The following is a 14,355-nucleotide window of genomic DNA, read 5'->3' as shown; positions in this document are numbered from 1 at the left end:
CGCTTCAACACCCTTAAAGACGCCCAACCCCCGGGGAGGTTCCCGGGTTGGATAACGAAATAGTTTCGCTAGGATCGGCGCTCGTGAGCATCGAACCGGACCTGCTGACCGCCGCCCGCGGCGGCGACTCGCTGGCGTTCGATCAGCTGGTCGCCCAGTTCCGCGGCGAGCTGACCGCGCACTGCTACCGCATGCTCGGCTCACCCCACGACGCCGAGGACGCGGTGCAGGAGTCACTGCTCAACGCCTGGCGCGGCCTGTCGGGTTTCGAAGGCCGGAGTTCGCTGCGCACCTGGCTGTACCGGATCTGCACCAACGCCTGCCTGCGGCTCAACACGAAACGCGTGCTTTCCCCAGACCACGGCCCGGCCCGCCATGAGACCGATGACCTGGGCGAACCATTGCCCGGACCGTGGCTGGAGCCCTGGGAAGACGACCCATCGGCGAGCTACCTCCGGCGCGAGAGCGTCGAGCTGGCGTTCGTCGCCGCGCTGCAGCATCTGCCGAGCACCCAGCGCGCGGTGTTGATCCTGCGTCAGGTGCTCGAGTACTCCGCCGCCGAGACCGCGGAAATCCTGGACCTCACCCCGGCCGCGGTGAACAGCGCACTCCAACGCGCCCGCAAAGCCGTCGAAGAGCGCGTCCCCGCCCGCAGCCAGCAAGCCGAACTGTCAGCACTCGGCCCCGACGGCCAACGCGAACTGATCGACGCCTTCGTCGCCGCCTGGGAGAAAGCCGACGTCAACGCGATCGTCAACCTCCTCGCCGAGGACGTCCGCTTCACCATGCCGCCACTGCCCGCCTGGTTCGACGGCCGCGAGAACGTCACCCGCTTCCTGGTCGAGCGCATCTTCGCCAACAGCTGGCGCCTGGTGCCGGTCCGTGCGAACGGCCAGCTCGCGATCGCCGGTTACATGCGCCGCCCGGACGGCGTGTTCGGGCTCGGCGGCATCAACGTGCTCAGCCTGCGCGACGGCCTGATCACGGAGATCTCCAGCTTCCTCAGCCCCGAGGTGCTCACCCGCTTCGACCTCCCGGAAATTTTTTCGGACTGATTTCGCGCGGACCGATGAATCCGCGCTGAGCGCTGTCTCTACCTCTTCGTAAGCACACCGCAGAGAGTGGAGAACGCCATGCGCAAGCTCATCGTCACCAACATCGTCTCGCTCGACGGCTACTTCGAGGGTCCCGGCGGCAACGTCATGGCCCTGCCCATGGACGGCGCCTTCGACACCTACAACGCCGAGCGCCTCCGCGCCGCCGACACACTGCTGCTGGGCCGCCGCACCTTCGAGATGTTCCAGGGCTTCTGGCCGACCGTCGCGGAAAACCCCGCTTTCGGCCCGGTCCAGCAGGAGATCTCCCGCCTCGACAACGCCATCGACAAGCTCGTCGTCTCGGACTCCCTGACCTTGGACCCGACCGGAGCGTGGACCGACACCACCGAGGTCATCGCCCGCGCGAAAGCGCACGCCCGCATCGCCGACCTCAAGCGCGGCGACGGCGGCGACATCCTGGTCTTCGGCAGCCACACCCTCTGGAACGACCTGTTGTCGGCAGGCCTGGTCGACGAGCTGCACCTGATCATCGGCGCGGCGGCACTCGGCGACGGCACCCCGGCGTTCACCACCGCCAACTCCCTGCGCCTCATCGGCACCCGGGTTTTCGAAGGCTCGGACAACCACCTCGCCCAGTACGCGAAGTGAGGTTTACGCCCGTGCCCAGACGCCCAGCTCGTTGCCACTCGGATCGGTGAAGTGGAACCGGCGGCCACCGGGAAATTCGTAAGGCCCATTCACCACCTGGCCGCCGGCACTCCGCACCGCTTCGACGGACTTGTCGAGTTCGTCGGAGTAGAGCAGCACGAACGGGCCACCTGCCTTGGTCTCGTCGTCCTGCCGCAGCCCACCGACCTCCCCCTCGGCGCCGCGAATACCGGCGTACGCGGGCCCGTAGTCGTTGAACTCCCAGCCGAACGCCTCGGCGTAGAAGCGCTTGGCCGCGTCGAGGTCGGTCACGGTGATTTCGATGTAGTCGATCGCATGGTGTCGGGACATGCTCCGCATTCTGCACCGCGGGTACGACACTCTCGCTCACAGCGAAAATCGCGGTGGAGCGTGCGGCCGTGGCACACAATGGCCACCATGGGGATGGGTTACACCGCAAGGGAAGACGGTGCCGGAGTCGACTCCCTTCGGCTGGAGGTAGTTTCAAGTCTCGCGGGCAGCCACGAATTCCAGCTGAAGATCTACGTCAACGAGATCGAGATGACCGCAGCCGGTGCGGGTCACGGGATGCAGCCGCACGAGATCTTCGCTCCGGTCAATCGTCTGGTCGCCACCTCGCGGCCGAGCACCGTCCCGGTCGCTCGGTGCCTGGCATGCGGCGTCTACGACTGTGTGGGAACAGACGTCACCATCAGCCGTGACGGTGACGTGGTCCGCTGGGACTGGTCGCGAGATCTCCCCATGGACCGGAGCGCGTCCTTCCCCGCCACCCACTACGACCTCGAAGTCGCACGAATGGCGGCGGATCACGCCTGGGAAACCCCACTGGCGAAAGCCAAGCGATTGGTCCTGACGGACATGGACCGTGAACATCTTCTCGCCTACGGCTTGAGGCCGGACTTCGTGTCCGGCAGATCGATCCGCCAAGAGTTCGAAATCGCCCTCGTGCTCGAGGACGACTACCAGGTGCTCCTCAAAGTCCCGTGGCTCGACCGCGACCCCGAAGACCTGTCCCGAGCGGTCTGCGCGACGTTGGCATCTCGTCCCGCCACATGGCAGGCCACGTGGTTCCCCATGAAATACGAGCTGACCGGCCAAGCCCCTGGAATCGCTGGCCCGTCCTGGCAACCCGCGGAAATCTAGCTTCCACGCACCGGGCCATTGGGTCGTTCAAAACTCCAACGCCACCCGGCCGAACGCAGCGACTCGGCCCGGTCGAGGACGGCGGTCATGCGCAGCTCGTGTTCGGCGGCGTCCCAATATGTCGTCGACGCGGTCGTCTGGGCATCGTGCTTCCGGTAAAGCAGGCTCGGCCGCGCGATGAATTCACCCGGCGCGACCGCCTCCGCCGCCAAGAGAAGGCCGACACCCTCGGCTCCGGTCAACGCCGTCCAGCCACCCAATGCCAGCACCAAGTCCTTGTGGGCGGCGAACGTCGTAGCCATCACCGACAGTTTGTCCCGCTTCTGCTCGGCAAAGAGCTGACCAGGAGTGAACGGCCCGTCCGGCGGGTCGTGCGGACCAGGCGTCGACGTCCCGTCCGGGTGCAAGTCCAAACCAGCTGACACGCACCAAGCCACCCGGTGCAGGGCTTCGATGTCGCGGGCAAGCGCTCCGGGGAGGAGCACGTCATCGGCGTCGAGCGTGCGGATCAGCGGTCCGGTCGCGTTGGAGAGTGCCATCGTGCGCGCGACCCCAGCTCGTCCAGGAAGGCCTGCCGAGTACTTGATGCGCGGATCATTCGGCAAAAGGGATGCGGGGATTCCCGTCTTGCCGTCTTCCTGAACACACCATTCCCACTCCCAGCCGTCCGGGATCTCTTGTGCGTTCAGGGATTCGTAGGCCTCAGGGAGGAAGTGATGTCCCCCGTCATAGACGGCGGTTATGACCGAAATCTTCATCTCGGTGTCCAGTTCTTCAGTCGCACGAACGTACAGAGGGCCAGGTCCGGGAAATGATCCCGCTACCTGGCCCTCGGTGTTGTGGAGCTGAGGGGAATCGAACCCCTGACCCCCGCCTTGCAAAGGCGGTGCTCTACCAATTGAGCTACAGCCCCGGACGTGGGCGACTCGCGCCGCCCACGGGGAAGATTCAGTTGTTGGCCGCGTCCGAGGAGCTCGCCTTGGCGGGCGCGCTGCCGTTGGTGGAGACGGCGCCGAGCGGGCGCTCGGTCGGGGCGGTGGCCTCACGCCACAGGTCGGCCTCGGCCTTCGCAGCCTTGTTGCGCTTGACCACGAACAACACGGCGCCTGCGATGGCGGCGAGTGCCAGCAGCTTCTTCACGGTGAAGCCCCCTCTTCCTCGACAACTTGCTCGGCTTGCTTCGTCATGTTACAAGACGGCCAAGCGTGACCTCGCGGCCGGTGCGGTGTTCCACGTGGAACAAGGTCAGGCCAGCCGGTGGCGTCGGTAGTGCGAGTCGAGCACTCCGAAGTCCAGGCCGTTCTCGTCGCCCGCGTTGCGGATGGTCAGCTGGCCGTCGGTGAAGACCAGCCCGATGGCGACTTCGGACTCGTTTCGCTCCAGCACCATGACGGTGCGGACCGTCTGACCACGCAACGCGGCCAGCCCTTCGGAAACGTCATCGCGCCAACTGTTGGGGCGTTCCTTGTCCAGGCACCACATGACCGGCTGCGTGGTGTCGATCGTGTTCCAGGTGATCGACAGCTCGTCGGCTTTCCAATGGTTGATCTCGACCTGCTCGCCTTCGAAGTCGAGCACGACCGGGCAGCCGCTGAGCCATTGGTCGGCCAAGGTTTCCCAGACCAGCCAGCTGTTCGTGAGCGTCCGGCCGGCGAGTGAAGCCAGTCGCTCGCCGTGAGCGGCGGTGATCGCGGGTACGTCGGTGAGCCATCTCGGGCGATAGCCCTTGAGGCCGAAGTCGAATTGGTTCATCTGCACAGCTCCCCACCTGCACAAACAAGAAGGCCGGTTCGCGATTTTCGCGAACCGGCCTTCTTGTTGGGTGGGCCCACCAGGACTTGAACCTGGGACCTCTTCGTTATCAGCGAAGCGCTCTAACCACCTGAGCTATGGGCCCGTGGAACGAAAAGAAGATTACAGGACGCCTCAGAGCGCCCTGCAACCGGGTTACTCTCGCTCCGACAACGTGACTTCGAGACCGCCTGCGAGGTCCGCCGAGACGTTGTAGATGAACGCGCTGACCGTGGCCAACGCCGACACCAGGACGATGTTGATCGCACCGAGGATGGCCGCGATCCCGAAGACGCGACCGGCGCTGATCAGGGGATCCGTCGGCGCGTTGGCGCCTTCGCCACCGACCAGCGACGAGTAGGTGCCGTTGAGCTTGTCCCAGACGCCCATGCCGTCGAGCACCGTGTAGAGCACGCCGACGGCGACCAGCCAGACGAAGAACATGGCGAGGCCGAGCACGAGTGAGAGCTTGAGCACAGACCACGGGTCGAAGCGCTTGATCTGCAGGCTGGCCCTGCGGGGACCACGGCCGGGGCGGCGCAGCGCCGTCGGCGCCGGCCGGGAACGGGACGCGGACGGGATGGCCGTCTCGCGGGTCTTTTCGTCCTCGGACGCGTCGCCGAAGAGGCGGCGCGCCGCTGTGCCCGTGACCGCGGGGAAGTCCCCGGTGCCGGGGTGGTAGTCCTGCGGGGCTGCCGCCGGCACGTCCTCCTGCTTCATGCGAAGCGTCTCGTCGGTGTCGGCGACAGCCTGACCTTCGTGCTCCTCGACGGGCGAGCCGTTGCCGTCACGCTGCCAGGGCGGCGCCGAAACGCCGGTCGTTTCGGACTTCTCGGATGGTGTCACGAAGAGTCAATCCTTACCCGTGCTCGGCGCCGCTAGTTCTCCGGCGCTGTCGTGGTGTCTTCTTCTCCCTCATCATTACTACCGTTGGCGACGTCTGAGGGCTCGTCCGCGTTGCGTGCCACCGCGAGAAGAGTTGTCCCCTCGCCGAGATTCATCAAGCGAACACCCTTGGTCTGCCGACCGGCCTTGCGCACCTGGTCCGCCGGAGTCCTGATGACACCGCCACTGGAGGTGATGGCGTAGAGCTCGTCGCCGACGTCGACGATGAGCGCTCCCACCAGCCTGCCACGTCGCTGATCATGCTGGATGGTGAGCACGCCCTTGCCGCCGCGGCCCTGGACCGGGTAGTCCTCGATCGGGGTCCGCTTGCCGTACCCGCCATCGGTCGCGACCAGCAGGAACTTCTCCGGCTTGACCACGCTGATGGCGAGCAGCTCGTCGCCGTCGTTGAAGCGCATGCCGAGCACACCTGACGTCGCGCGGCCCATCGGCCGGAGCGCCTCGTCGGTCGCGTGGAAGCGGATGGACTGGCCGCCGGCCGAGACGAGCAGCAGGTCCTCTTCCGCGGACGCGAGCACGGCGCCGACCAGTTCGTCCTCTTCGCGCAGGTTGATGGCGATGAGGCCGCCAGCGCGGTTGGAGTCGAAGTCGGTCAGCTTGGTCTTCTTGACGAGCCCCTTCTTCGTGGCGAGCACCAGGTACGGCGCGACCTCGTAGTTGGGGATCTCGATGACCTGGGCGATCTGCTCGTCCGGCTGGAACGCGAGCAGGTTCGCCACGTGCTGGCCGCGCGCGTTGCGGTTCGCCTCCGGCAGTTCGTACGCCTTCGCGCGGTAGACCCGGCCCTTGTTCGTGAAGAACAGGATCCAGTCGTGCGTGGAGCAGACGAAGAAGTGCTGGACGATGTCGTCCTGCTTCAGCGTCGCGCCCTGCACACCCTTGCCGCCGCGCTTCTGCGAGCGATAAAGATCGGTCTTGGTGCGCTTCGCGTAGCCGGTGCGGGTGATCGTGACGACCACGTCCTCGACCGCGATCAGGTCCTCGATCGACACGTCGCCGTCGAACGGGATGATCTGGGTGCGCCGGTCGTCGCCGTACTTGTCGACGATCTCCATCAGCTCGTCGCGGATGATCTGCCGCTGCCGCTCCGGGCGGGCCAGGATGTCGTTCAGGTCCGCGATCTCGAGCTCGATCTCGGCCAGCTCGTTGATGATCTTCTGACGTTCCAGCGCGGCCAGGCGGCGCAGCTGCATGTCGAGGATCGCGGTGGCCTGGATCTCGTCGATCTCCAGCAGCGCCATCAGGCCGGGGCGCGCCTCGTCCGCCGACGGCGACCGCCGGATCAGGGCGATGACCTCGTCGAGCATGTCGAGCGCCTTGACCAGGCCACGCAGGATGTGGGCCCGCTCCTCGGCCTTGCGCAGGCGGTACCTGGTCCGCCTGACGATGACCTCGATCTGGTGGTTCACGTAGTGGCGGATCATCTGGTCGAGCCGCAGGGTGCGCGGCACCCCGTCGACCAGCGCCAGCATGTTGACGCCGAAGTTGTACTGGAGCTGGGTGTGCTTGTAGAGGTTGTTCAGCACGACCTTCGCGACCGCGTCCCGCTTGAGCGTGATCACGATGCGCATGCCGCGGCGGCTGTTCGACTCGTCCGCGATGTCGGCGATGCCGGTGAGCTTGCCGTCGCGCACGAGCGCGGCGATGTTCTCGACCAGGTTGTCCGGGTTGACCTGGTACGGCAGCTCGGTGACCACCAGCACCGTGCGACCCTTGGCGTCCTCGTCCACCTCGACCACCGCGCGCATCCGGACCGAACCACGGCCCGTGCGGTAGGCGTCCTCGATGCCCGAGGTGCCCAGGATCAGGCCCTTGGTCGGGAAGTCCGGCCCCTTGACCCGCTGCAGCAGCGCCGCGAGCAGCTCGTCGTCGGTCGCCTCCGGGTTCTCCAACGCCCAGACGACACCGTCGGATACCTCGCGCAGGTTGTGCGGCGGGATGTTGGTCGCCATGCCGACCGCGATGCCGGAACCACCGTTGACCAGCAGGTTCGGGAACCGGGCAGGCAGGACGTCCGGCTCCTGCGTACGGCCGTCGTAGTTGTCGGAGAAGTCGACGGTGTCCTCGTCGATGCCGGCCAGCATCTGCATGGCCAGCGGCGCGAGGCGCGACTCGGTGTACCGCATGGCGGCCGCGGGGTCGTTGCCCGGCGAGCCGAAGTTGCCCTGGCCGTCGATCAGCGGGTAGCGCATCGACCACGGCTGCGCGAGCCGGACGAGCGCGTCGTAGATCGCCGAGTCACCGTGCGGGTGGTAGTTGCCCATCACGTCGCCGACCACGCGCGAGCACTTGTTGTACCCGCGCTCCGGGCGGAAGCCGGAGTCGAACATCGAGTACAGCACCCGGCGGTGGACCGGCTTGAGGCCATCGCGCACGTCCGGCAGCGCGCGGGACACGATCACGCTCATCGCGTAGTCGATGTACGAACGCTGCATCTCGTGCTGGATGTCGACCGGCTCGATGCGGTCGTGTTCCGGCGGCAAGGTCTCCGTCATGTGGTCCTTCTCGTTCTGGACGGGCTGGGGAAGTCGGGGTGGACTACACGTCCAGGAAGCGAACGTCCTTGGCGTTTCGGGTGATGAACGAGCGGCGCGCCTCGACGTCCTCGCCCATCAGCACGGAGAACAGGTCGTCGGCCTGCGCCGCGTCGTCGAGGGTCACCTGGCCCAGCAGGCGGTTGGCCGGGTCCATGGTGGTCTCCCACAGCTCCTCGGCGTTCATCTCGCCGAGACCCTTGTACCGCTGGATCGCGTCGTCCTTCGGCAGCTTCTTGCCCGCCTCGACACCGGCCTGGATGACCGCGTCGCGCTCACGGTCGGAGTAGGCGTACTCCGGGTCCGTGCGCGGCCACTTGATCTTGTACAGCGGCGGCCGCGAGAGGAACACGTGGCCGTGCTCGATCAGCGGGGTCATGAACCGGAAGAGCAGGGTCAGCAGCAGCGTGGTGATGTGCTGGCCGTCGACGTCGGCGTCGGCCATCAGCACGATCTTGTGATAGCGCAGCTTGCTGATGTCGAACTCGTCGTGGATGCCGGTGCCCAGCGCGGTGATCAGCGACTGGACCTCGGTGTTCTTGAGCACCCGGTCGATACGGGCCTTCTCGACGTTGATGATCTTGCCTCGGATCGGCAGGATCGCCTGGTACATCGAGTCCCGGCCCTCCTTGGCCGAGCCGCCCGCCGAGTCACCCTCGACGATGTAGAGCTCGCACTCCTCCGGGTTGGTGGAGCGGCAGTCCTTCAGCTTGCCGGGCAGGCCGCCGATCTCCAGCGCGCCCTTGCGGCGGACCAGGTCACGCGCCTTGCGGGCGGCCATCCGCGCCTGCGCCGACGAGATCGACTTGTTGATGATCGTCTTGGCCTCGGCCGGGTTGGCCTCGAACCAGTGCCCGAGCCATTCGTTCGAGGTCTGCTGCACGAACGTCTTGGCCTCGCTGTTGCCCAGCTTGGTCTTGGTCTGGCCCTCGAACTGCGGCTCGGCCAGCTTGATCGAGACGATCGCGGCGAGACCCTCGCGCACATCGTCACCGGTCAGGTTGGCGTCCTTCTCCTTGAGCAGCTTCTTGTCGCGCGCGTACGCGTTGACGACGCGGGTCAGCGCGGCGCGGAAGCCCTCTTCGTGGGTGCCGCCCTCATGCGTGTTGATCGTGTTGGCGAAGGTGTACACGGACGGGGTGAACCCGTCGTTCCACTGCATCGCGACCTCGACCTCGAGGCCGGTGCCCTTGGCGTCGAACGCGATCACGTTCTTGTGGATCGGGTCCTTGCTGCCGTTGATGTGCTTGACGAAGTCCTCGAGCCCACCCGGGTAGCAGTAGACCTTCTCCTTGACCCGCGCCTGCTTGCCCTCGGCGTCGGCCTCGGTCTCCTCGTCGGCGACCCGCTCGTCGCGCAGCGAGATGGTGAGTCCCTTGTTGAGGAACGCCATCTCCTGCAGGCGGCGCGAGATGGTCTCGAAGTTGAAGGTCGTGGTTTCGAAGATCGAGCCGTCTGGCCAGAAGGTGATCGTGGTGCCGGTGTCCGTGGCGGGCGCGAGGTCTTCCAGCTCGCCGGGCACCTGGTCGGTGTAGAGCTGACGCCAGCTCCGGCCGTCGGTCTTCACCTCGGCGAGCAGCTTGGTGGACAGCGCGTTGACCACGGAGATGCCGACGCCGTGCAGGCCACCGGACACCGCGTACGAGTCGCTGTCGAACTTGCCGCCCGCGTGCAGCTGGGTGAGTACGACCTCCATGGTCGGCTTGCCCTCGGTGGGGTGCATGCCGACCGGGATGCCGCGGCCGTCGTCGACGACCCTGACCCCGCCGTCGGCGAGGAGGGTAACCTCTACCTTGGTGGCATACCCGGCCATCGCCTCGTCGACGGAGTTGTCCACGACCTCTTGGACGAGGTGGTGCAGGCCGCGTTCACCGGTGGAACCGATGTACATGCCAGGGCGCTTACGGACCGCTTCGAGGCCTTCGAGCACGGTGATGGATGACGCGTTGTACTCGCTCTTGTTCTCTGTCACCGGCGCTGAATCTCCTCGTCTCGCCCGAGTAGGACGTTCTCTACCCACATCCTACTTGGCCGCGTCCGCAGGCATGCGGCAAGGACACCTCTATTTTCCTCACAGGCGCACGAACTTGCCCTTGACCGACTCCGGTTGTAGCTCAGTGTCAAGTCGAGGCGTCTCGGCGCACTGAAGTCTGTCAGCCGTAAGTGTCGCGCGGACCACGTCCTGGCACGTGGCGCAACCCTTTGCGCCAGCTCGGCGCGGTCGGCCCCTGTATCCGCATCCGCTTGACGACGCCGTGGCCGACACCTGCGGCGATCTTCGCGAGAAGCTGCCCCTGCAGCAACCGCAGCTGGGTCGCCCAGGCGGTGGAACTCGCGCGAACGGTCAGTTCGCCGTCCTTCAGCGCGACCGGCTGGGCATGCTCGGCGACGTCCTCGCCGACGAGTTTTCCCCACTGCCCGAAGACCTGCCCGGTGGACAACCTGGTGTTCCAGCCGTGCTCCATCGCGATCCGCGAGGCCAGCCTGCCGAGCGGCTGCGGGTCGCGGGCGTCGGCGCCCGGCCCTGACCAGCGACGACGGCGCGGACTCTGGCCGCCCGAGCCACCCACACGGGGTTTACGGGTGCCTGGGGACACCCCGCGGGCCTTGGCTTTCTCACGGGCGGCTTCCAAAGCGGCCTGAACAAGATCACGTCCGGGGGACCGCTCCGGCTCCGCCCCGTTCGGCGCAGCGGATTTGTCACCCTGCGTACGCGAACCCGGCGACTTGGCGGACCTCTCGCCCGTGTGGGTTAAGTCAAGCGTCCTATCTGGCCCTTTGGTCACGCCGGGCCATAACTCATTCCCGGTGTTATCCACACTATCCACAGGTTTGTCCCCAGATCGGTGGGTAAACGTCGGGGACGTGATCACCCGGCGTGGCGAAACCGGCCAACTCATCCACTCGTGAGCTCGCCATCAGCCACTTTGAACCGGCGACCGGCCAGTTCCGCGGGCACGTCCTCTTCCACAGCGGCCGTCACGAGCACCTGCTCGGCGCCGGCCGCGACCTCCGCCAGCCGCGAACGGCGACGGCGATCCAGTTCCGCGAAGACATCATCGAGCAACAACACCGGTTCACCCGCTTCGCCACGCAGAAGCTCATAGCTTCCCAGTCGCAACGCGAGCGCGAACGACCAGGACTCCCCATGGCTCGCGTAGCCCTTCGCCGGCATCTGACCCAGGATCAGCTCCAGCTCGTCGCGATGCGGCCCGACCAGGCTGATCCCACGTTCGAGCTCGGCCTTGCGCGAGTCGGCCATCGCCTGGGTCAGCAACCCGGCCAGCGTCTCGGGGTCCGCGCGCTCGCCGTCCGGCACGCCGTACGCCGAAGGCAGCGCTTCGCCGAGACTCGACTTGTAGGCGATCTTCGCCGGTCTCGAGTCCGGCGCGACGCCCATGTACGCGGCGGCCGCGTGCGGACCTAGATCCGCGACGAGGTTCAGCCGCGCCGCGAGCAGCTGCGCGCCGGCCGCGGCGAGGTGGTTGTCCCAGACTTCGAGCGTCGAAAGCGCGTACGGGTCTTCGCGACCCGTGCCCTTCCGCTTGCCCGCTGTCTTAAGAAGGGCATTGCGCTGCTTAAGCACCTTCTCGTAGTCAGCCCGCACGCCGGCGAAGCGCGGCGCGCGTTGGACGAGCAGGTCATCGAGGAACCGGCGCCGCTCGCCGGGGTCGCCGCGCACGAGCGCGAGATCCTCCGGCGAGAACAGCACCGTGCGCAGGATGCCCAGCACGTCACGCGGCTTGCCGACCGCGCCCCGGTTCACCCGCGCGCGGTTGGCCCGGCCCGCGGTGACCTCGAGCTCGACCGTCAGCTCGCGATCGTCGTTGACGACCGCGACCCTGATCAGCGCACGCTCACAGCCGTACCGGATCAGCGGCGCGTCGGTGGCGACGCGATGCGAGCCGAGCGTGGCGACGTACCCGATGGCTTCGAGCAGGTTCGTCTTGCCCCGGCCGTTCTGCCCCACGAGCACGGTCGGACCGGGCTCGAGCGGCAGATCGGCATGCGGCCACGACCGGAAGTCGGTGACCTGGAGATGTCTGAGGTACACGCCGGGCGGGTTAGCCGCCGACCTTCTTCACCGCGTGCCCGCCGAACTGGTTGCGCAGCGCGGCGACCGCGCGCATCGCGGGCGAGTCCTCCTGCCGCGAGGCGAACCTGGCGAACAGCGCGGCCGAGATGACCGGCGCGGGCACCGCGTGGTCGATGGCCTCTTCGAGCGTCCACCGGCCTTCGCCGGAATCCTCGACGTAGCCCTCGAGGTCGTCGAGCTCCGGGTCCTCGTCGAGCGCGCGGACGAGCAGGTCGAGCAGCCAGGACCGGACGACGGTGCCGCGCTGCCAGCCGGTGATCACCGCGGGCACGTTCTCGACGACCTTCGAGGCTTCGAGCAGCTCGAAGCCCTCGGCGAAGGCCTGCATCATGCCGTACTCGATGCCGTTGTGGATCATCTTGGCGTAGTGACCGGCGCCGACCGAGCCCGCGTGCGAGAAGCCTTCCTCGCGCGGGCCGTCCGGGCGCAACGCGTCGAAGATCGGCATCGCGCGCTCGACGTCGGCGGGCGCGCCGCCGACCATCAGGCCGTACCCGTTGTCCTTGCCCCACACCCCACCGGAGACACCGGCGTCGACGTACCCGATTCCCTTGGCGGCCAACAGATCCGCATTGACCTTGTCGTCGGTGTACTTCGAGTTGCCGCCGTCGATGACCATGTCGCCCTCGGCGAGGATGTTGCTCAGTTCGACGACCGTCTGCCGCGTCGGGTCACCGGCGGGCACCATGATCCAGACGATCCTCGGACCGTCCAGTTTGGACACCATGTCCTCGAGCGAGGTCGAGTCGGTGACCTCGGGGTTGCGGTCGTAGCCGACCACCTCGATGCCGGCGGCGCGCAGCCGCTCGCGCATGTTGAAGCCCATCTTGCCGAGGCCGATCAGACCTAGCTGCACCATGAGTTCCCCTTGGTAGGTAACGAAAATTGTCGGGTCAGCCGGGCAGGCGGACCGGCATCAGCAGGTAGAGGTAGCCCGGGATCAGGTCGCCGTTCTCGTCGGCAGGCTTGATCAGCGCCGGACGGTTCGGCGTGGTGAACGTCAGCTCCGCGCGGTCGGCGTGCAACGCGCCGAGGCCGTCGACGAGGTAACCGGGGTTGAACGCGATGGTCACCGGCTCGCCCTCGTAATCGACCTGCAGCTCCTCTTCGGCGCTGCCTTCGTCGTCGCCACCGGCCGAGAGCCGCAGCGTGCCGTCGTCGAACTCCAGCCGGACCTGGGTGCCCCGCTCGGCGACGAGCGAAACGCGCTTGATGGCGTCGGCCAGCGCGGACACGCCGATCACCGCGCGCGACGAGTGCTGCGCGGGCAGCAGCTGCCGGTACGGCGGGAACTCGGCGTCGAGCAGCCGGGTGGTGGTCGAGCGGCCGGAGCCGGTCAGGCCGAGCAGGCCCTCGCCACTGGCGAGCGCGAGCGAGATGGTCGCGCCGCCGGAGCCGAGCGACTTGGCGGCCTCGGCGAGCGTGCGCGCGGGCACGAGCACCGCGGCGTCGGAGAGGCCGTCGGCCGGGTTCCAGGTGAACTCGCGCATGGCGAGCCGGAAGCGGTCGGTCGCGACGAGGGTCAGCTTGTCGCCGGAGATCTCCAGCCGCATGCCGGTCAGCATCGGCAGGGTGTCGTCCTTGCCCGCCGCGACCGCGACCTGCGAGACGGCCTGGCCGAACGCGTCGCCTGCGAGCTCACCGGCGAAGGCGGGCTGGGCCGGCAGCTGCGGGTAGTCCTCGACCGGCATGGTCGGCAGGGAGAACCGGGCGTTGCCACAGGTGATGGAAGCGCGGGCGCCGTCGACGGCGATCTCGACCGGCTGCGCGGGCAGCGCCTTGGTGATGTCGGCCAGCAGACGGCCGGAGACCAGCAGGCGGCCGCCGTCGGCGATCGTCGCGGGGACACCGACCGTGGCCGAGACCTCGTAGTCGAAGCCGGAAACGGTCAGCGCGTCACTGCCACCTTCCGAACCGGCGTCGAGCAGCACACCGCCCAGTACTGGGACGGGAGGCCGGGACGGCAGGCTTCGAGCGACCCACGCGACGGCGTCGGCGAGCCCGTCACGCTCGACGCGGATCTTCATGCGCGCTTCCTTTCGACAGCCGAGCCCGGTGCAGGCCCGAGAAGAGCACCTGAGGTCCGAAGCGGCGATGGACCAGGTGTGGGCCACCCACGTTAGGCCGTCGCCGAGGGCTGCGTCACCTCGGCCCGGCC

General features: G+C 67.3%; 14 protein-coding genes and 2 tRNA genes. 3 read left to right on the top strand and 13 right to left on the bottom strand.

The annotated features are described in order from the left end of the window. Positions 1-83 precede the first annotated feature (83 nt). Both BLV57_RS12935 and BLV57_RS12930 read left to right on the top strand, forming a co-directional pair. Positions 84-1,055: a sigma-70 family RNA polymerase sigma factor gene (locus BLV57_RS12935; RefSeq protein WP_245757289.1), complete on the top strand. Its 972-nt coding sequence runs from the start codon at positions 84-86 to the stop codon at positions 1,053-1,055. A gap of 78 nt (positions 1,056-1,133) precedes the next feature. Next, positions 1,134-1,706 carry a dihydrofolate reductase family protein gene (locus tag BLV57_RS12930; RefSeq protein WP_091288870.1) on the top strand — a complete coding sequence of 191 codons (573 nt, stop codon included), beginning with the start codon at positions 1,134-1,136 and terminating at the stop codon, positions 1,704-1,706. A 3-nt stretch (positions 1,707-1,709) separates the two neighbouring features. Here BLV57_RS12930 and BLV57_RS12925 read toward each other — a convergent pair whose 3' ends face one another. Next, complete coding sequence (locus tag BLV57_RS12925) at positions 1,710-2,057, bottom strand: VOC family protein (RefSeq protein WP_245757288.1); 348 nt, start codon at positions 2,055-2,057, stop codon at positions 1,710-1,712. Between the two features lie 78 nt (positions 2,058-2,135). Here BLV57_RS12925 and BLV57_RS12920 point away from each other — a divergent pair, with 78 nt between their 5' ends. Continuing rightward, positions 2,136-2,870: a hypothetical protein gene (locus BLV57_RS12920; RefSeq protein WP_091288868.1), complete on the top strand. Its 735-nt coding sequence runs from the start codon at positions 2,136-2,138 to the stop codon at positions 2,868-2,870. On the opposite strand, the gene BLV57_RS12915 is transcribed toward BLV57_RS12920, so the two are convergent. From BLV57_RS12915 to dnaN, 12 genes are all read right to left on the bottom strand, one after another. Continuing rightward, entirely contained in the window at positions 2,867-3,628 is a 762-nt protein-coding gene (locus BLV57_RS12915; RefSeq protein WP_091288867.1) for a glycosyltransferase family 2 protein, read from the bottom strand. The genes BLV57_RS12920 and BLV57_RS12915 overlap by 4 nt on opposite strands. 82 nt (positions 3,629-3,710) lie before the next feature. After that, positions 3,711-3,783: transfer RNA gene (locus tag BLV57_RS12910), tRNA-Ala, on the bottom strand. 35 nt (positions 3,784-3,818) lie between these two features. Beyond that, positions 3,819-4,010, bottom strand: a complete 192-nt coding sequence (locus BLV57_RS12905; RefSeq protein ID WP_091288866.1) for a DLW-39 family protein — start codon at positions 4,008-4,010, stop codon at positions 3,819-3,821. A 105-nt stretch (positions 4,011-4,115) separates the two neighbouring features. Then, entirely contained in the window at positions 4,116-4,622 is a 507-nt protein-coding gene (locus BLV57_RS12900) for a hypothetical protein (protein ID WP_091288865.1), read from the bottom strand. 71 nt (positions 4,623-4,693) lie between these two features. Then, positions 4,694-4,767 (bottom strand) — tRNA-Ile (locus tag BLV57_RS12895). Between the two features lie 50 nt (positions 4,768-4,817). Then, the gene (locus tag BLV57_RS12890; RefSeq protein WP_176968581.1) at positions 4,818-5,507 is read right to left on the bottom strand and encodes a DUF3566 domain-containing protein; all 690 of its coding nucleotides are present in this window, start codon (positions 5,505-5,507) and stop codon (positions 4,818-4,820) included. Positions 5,508-5,539: 32 nt separating this feature from the next. Further along, complete coding sequence (gene gyrA / locus BLV57_RS12885) at positions 5,540-8,062, bottom strand: DNA gyrase subunit A (RefSeq protein WP_091288864.1); 2,523 nt, start codon at positions 8,060-8,062, stop codon at positions 5,540-5,542. A 43-nt stretch (positions 8,063-8,105) separates the two neighbouring features. Then, positions 8,106-10,073 carry a DNA topoisomerase (ATP-hydrolyzing) subunit B gene (gene gyrB, locus BLV57_RS12880; protein WP_091288863.1) on the bottom strand — a complete coding sequence of 656 codons (1,968 nt, stop codon included), beginning with the start codon at positions 10,071-10,073 and terminating at the stop codon, positions 8,106-8,108. A gap of 181 nt (positions 10,074-10,254) precedes the next feature. Then, positions 10,255-10,734 (bottom strand): DciA family protein, encoded by a 480-nt coding sequence (locus tag BLV57_RS12875; protein ID WP_091288862.1) that lies wholly within the window; start codon positions 10,732-10,734, stop codon positions 10,255-10,257. A 263-nt stretch (positions 10,735-10,997) separates the two neighbouring features. Beyond that, complete coding sequence (gene recF / locus BLV57_RS12870; RefSeq protein ID WP_091288861.1) at positions 10,998-12,155, bottom strand: DNA replication/repair protein RecF; 1,158 nt, start codon at positions 12,153-12,155, stop codon at positions 10,998-11,000. Between the two features lie 10 nt (positions 12,156-12,165). Beyond that, complete coding sequence (gene gnd, locus BLV57_RS12865) at positions 12,166-13,056, bottom strand: phosphogluconate dehydrogenase (NAD(+)-dependent, decarboxylating) (RefSeq protein WP_091288860.1); 891 nt, start codon at positions 13,054-13,056, stop codon at positions 12,166-12,168. Between the two features lie 34 nt (positions 13,057-13,090). Continuing rightward, on the bottom strand, positions 13,091-14,224 hold the full coding sequence (dnaN, locus tag BLV57_RS12860) for a DNA polymerase III subunit beta (RefSeq protein WP_091288859.1): 1,134 nt from the start codon (positions 14,222-14,224) through the stop codon (positions 13,091-13,093). Positions 14,225-14,355: the final 131 nt, after the last annotated feature.

Source organism: Amycolatopsis xylanica (assembly GCF_900107045.1).
GTDB classification, from domain to species: Bacteria; Actinomycetota; Actinomycetes; order Mycobacteriales; family Pseudonocardiaceae; genus Amycolatopsis; species Amycolatopsis xylanica.
This window is presented reverse-complemented; position numbering and strand designations above follow the sequence as displayed.

Excerpts from the sequence above, each read along its gene's own strand:
- BLV57_RS12930 (WP_091288870.1), top strand. The coding sequence starts at position 1,134 with ATGCGCAAGCTCATCGTCACCAACATCGTCTCGCTCGACGGCTACTTC.
- BLV57_RS12925 (WP_245757288.1), bottom strand. The coding sequence starts at position 2,057 with ATGTCCCGACACCATGCGATCGACTACATCGAAATCACCGTGACCGAC.
- BLV57_RS12920 (WP_091288868.1), top strand. The coding sequence starts at position 2,136 with ATGGCCACCATGGGGATGGGTTACACCGCAAGGGAAGACGGTGCCGGA.
- BLV57_RS12915 (WP_091288867.1), bottom strand. The coding sequence starts at position 3,628 with ATGAAGATTTCGGTCATAACCGCCGTCTATGACGGGGGACATCACTTC.
- BLV57_RS12900 (WP_091288865.1), bottom strand. The coding sequence starts at position 4,622 with ATGAACCAATTCGACTTCGGCCTCAAGGGCTATCGCCCGAGATGGCTC.
- gyrA (WP_091288864.1), bottom strand. The coding sequence starts at position 8,062 with ATGACGGAGACCTTGCCGCCGGAACACGACCGCATCGAGCCGGTCGAC.
- gnd (WP_091288860.1), bottom strand. The coding sequence starts at position 13,056 with ATGGTGCAGCTAGGTCTGATCGGCCTCGGCAAGATGGGCTTCAACATG.
- dnaN (WP_091288859.1), bottom strand. The coding sequence starts at position 14,224 with ATGAAGATCCGCGTCGAGCGTGACGGGCTCGCCGACGCCGTCGCGTGG.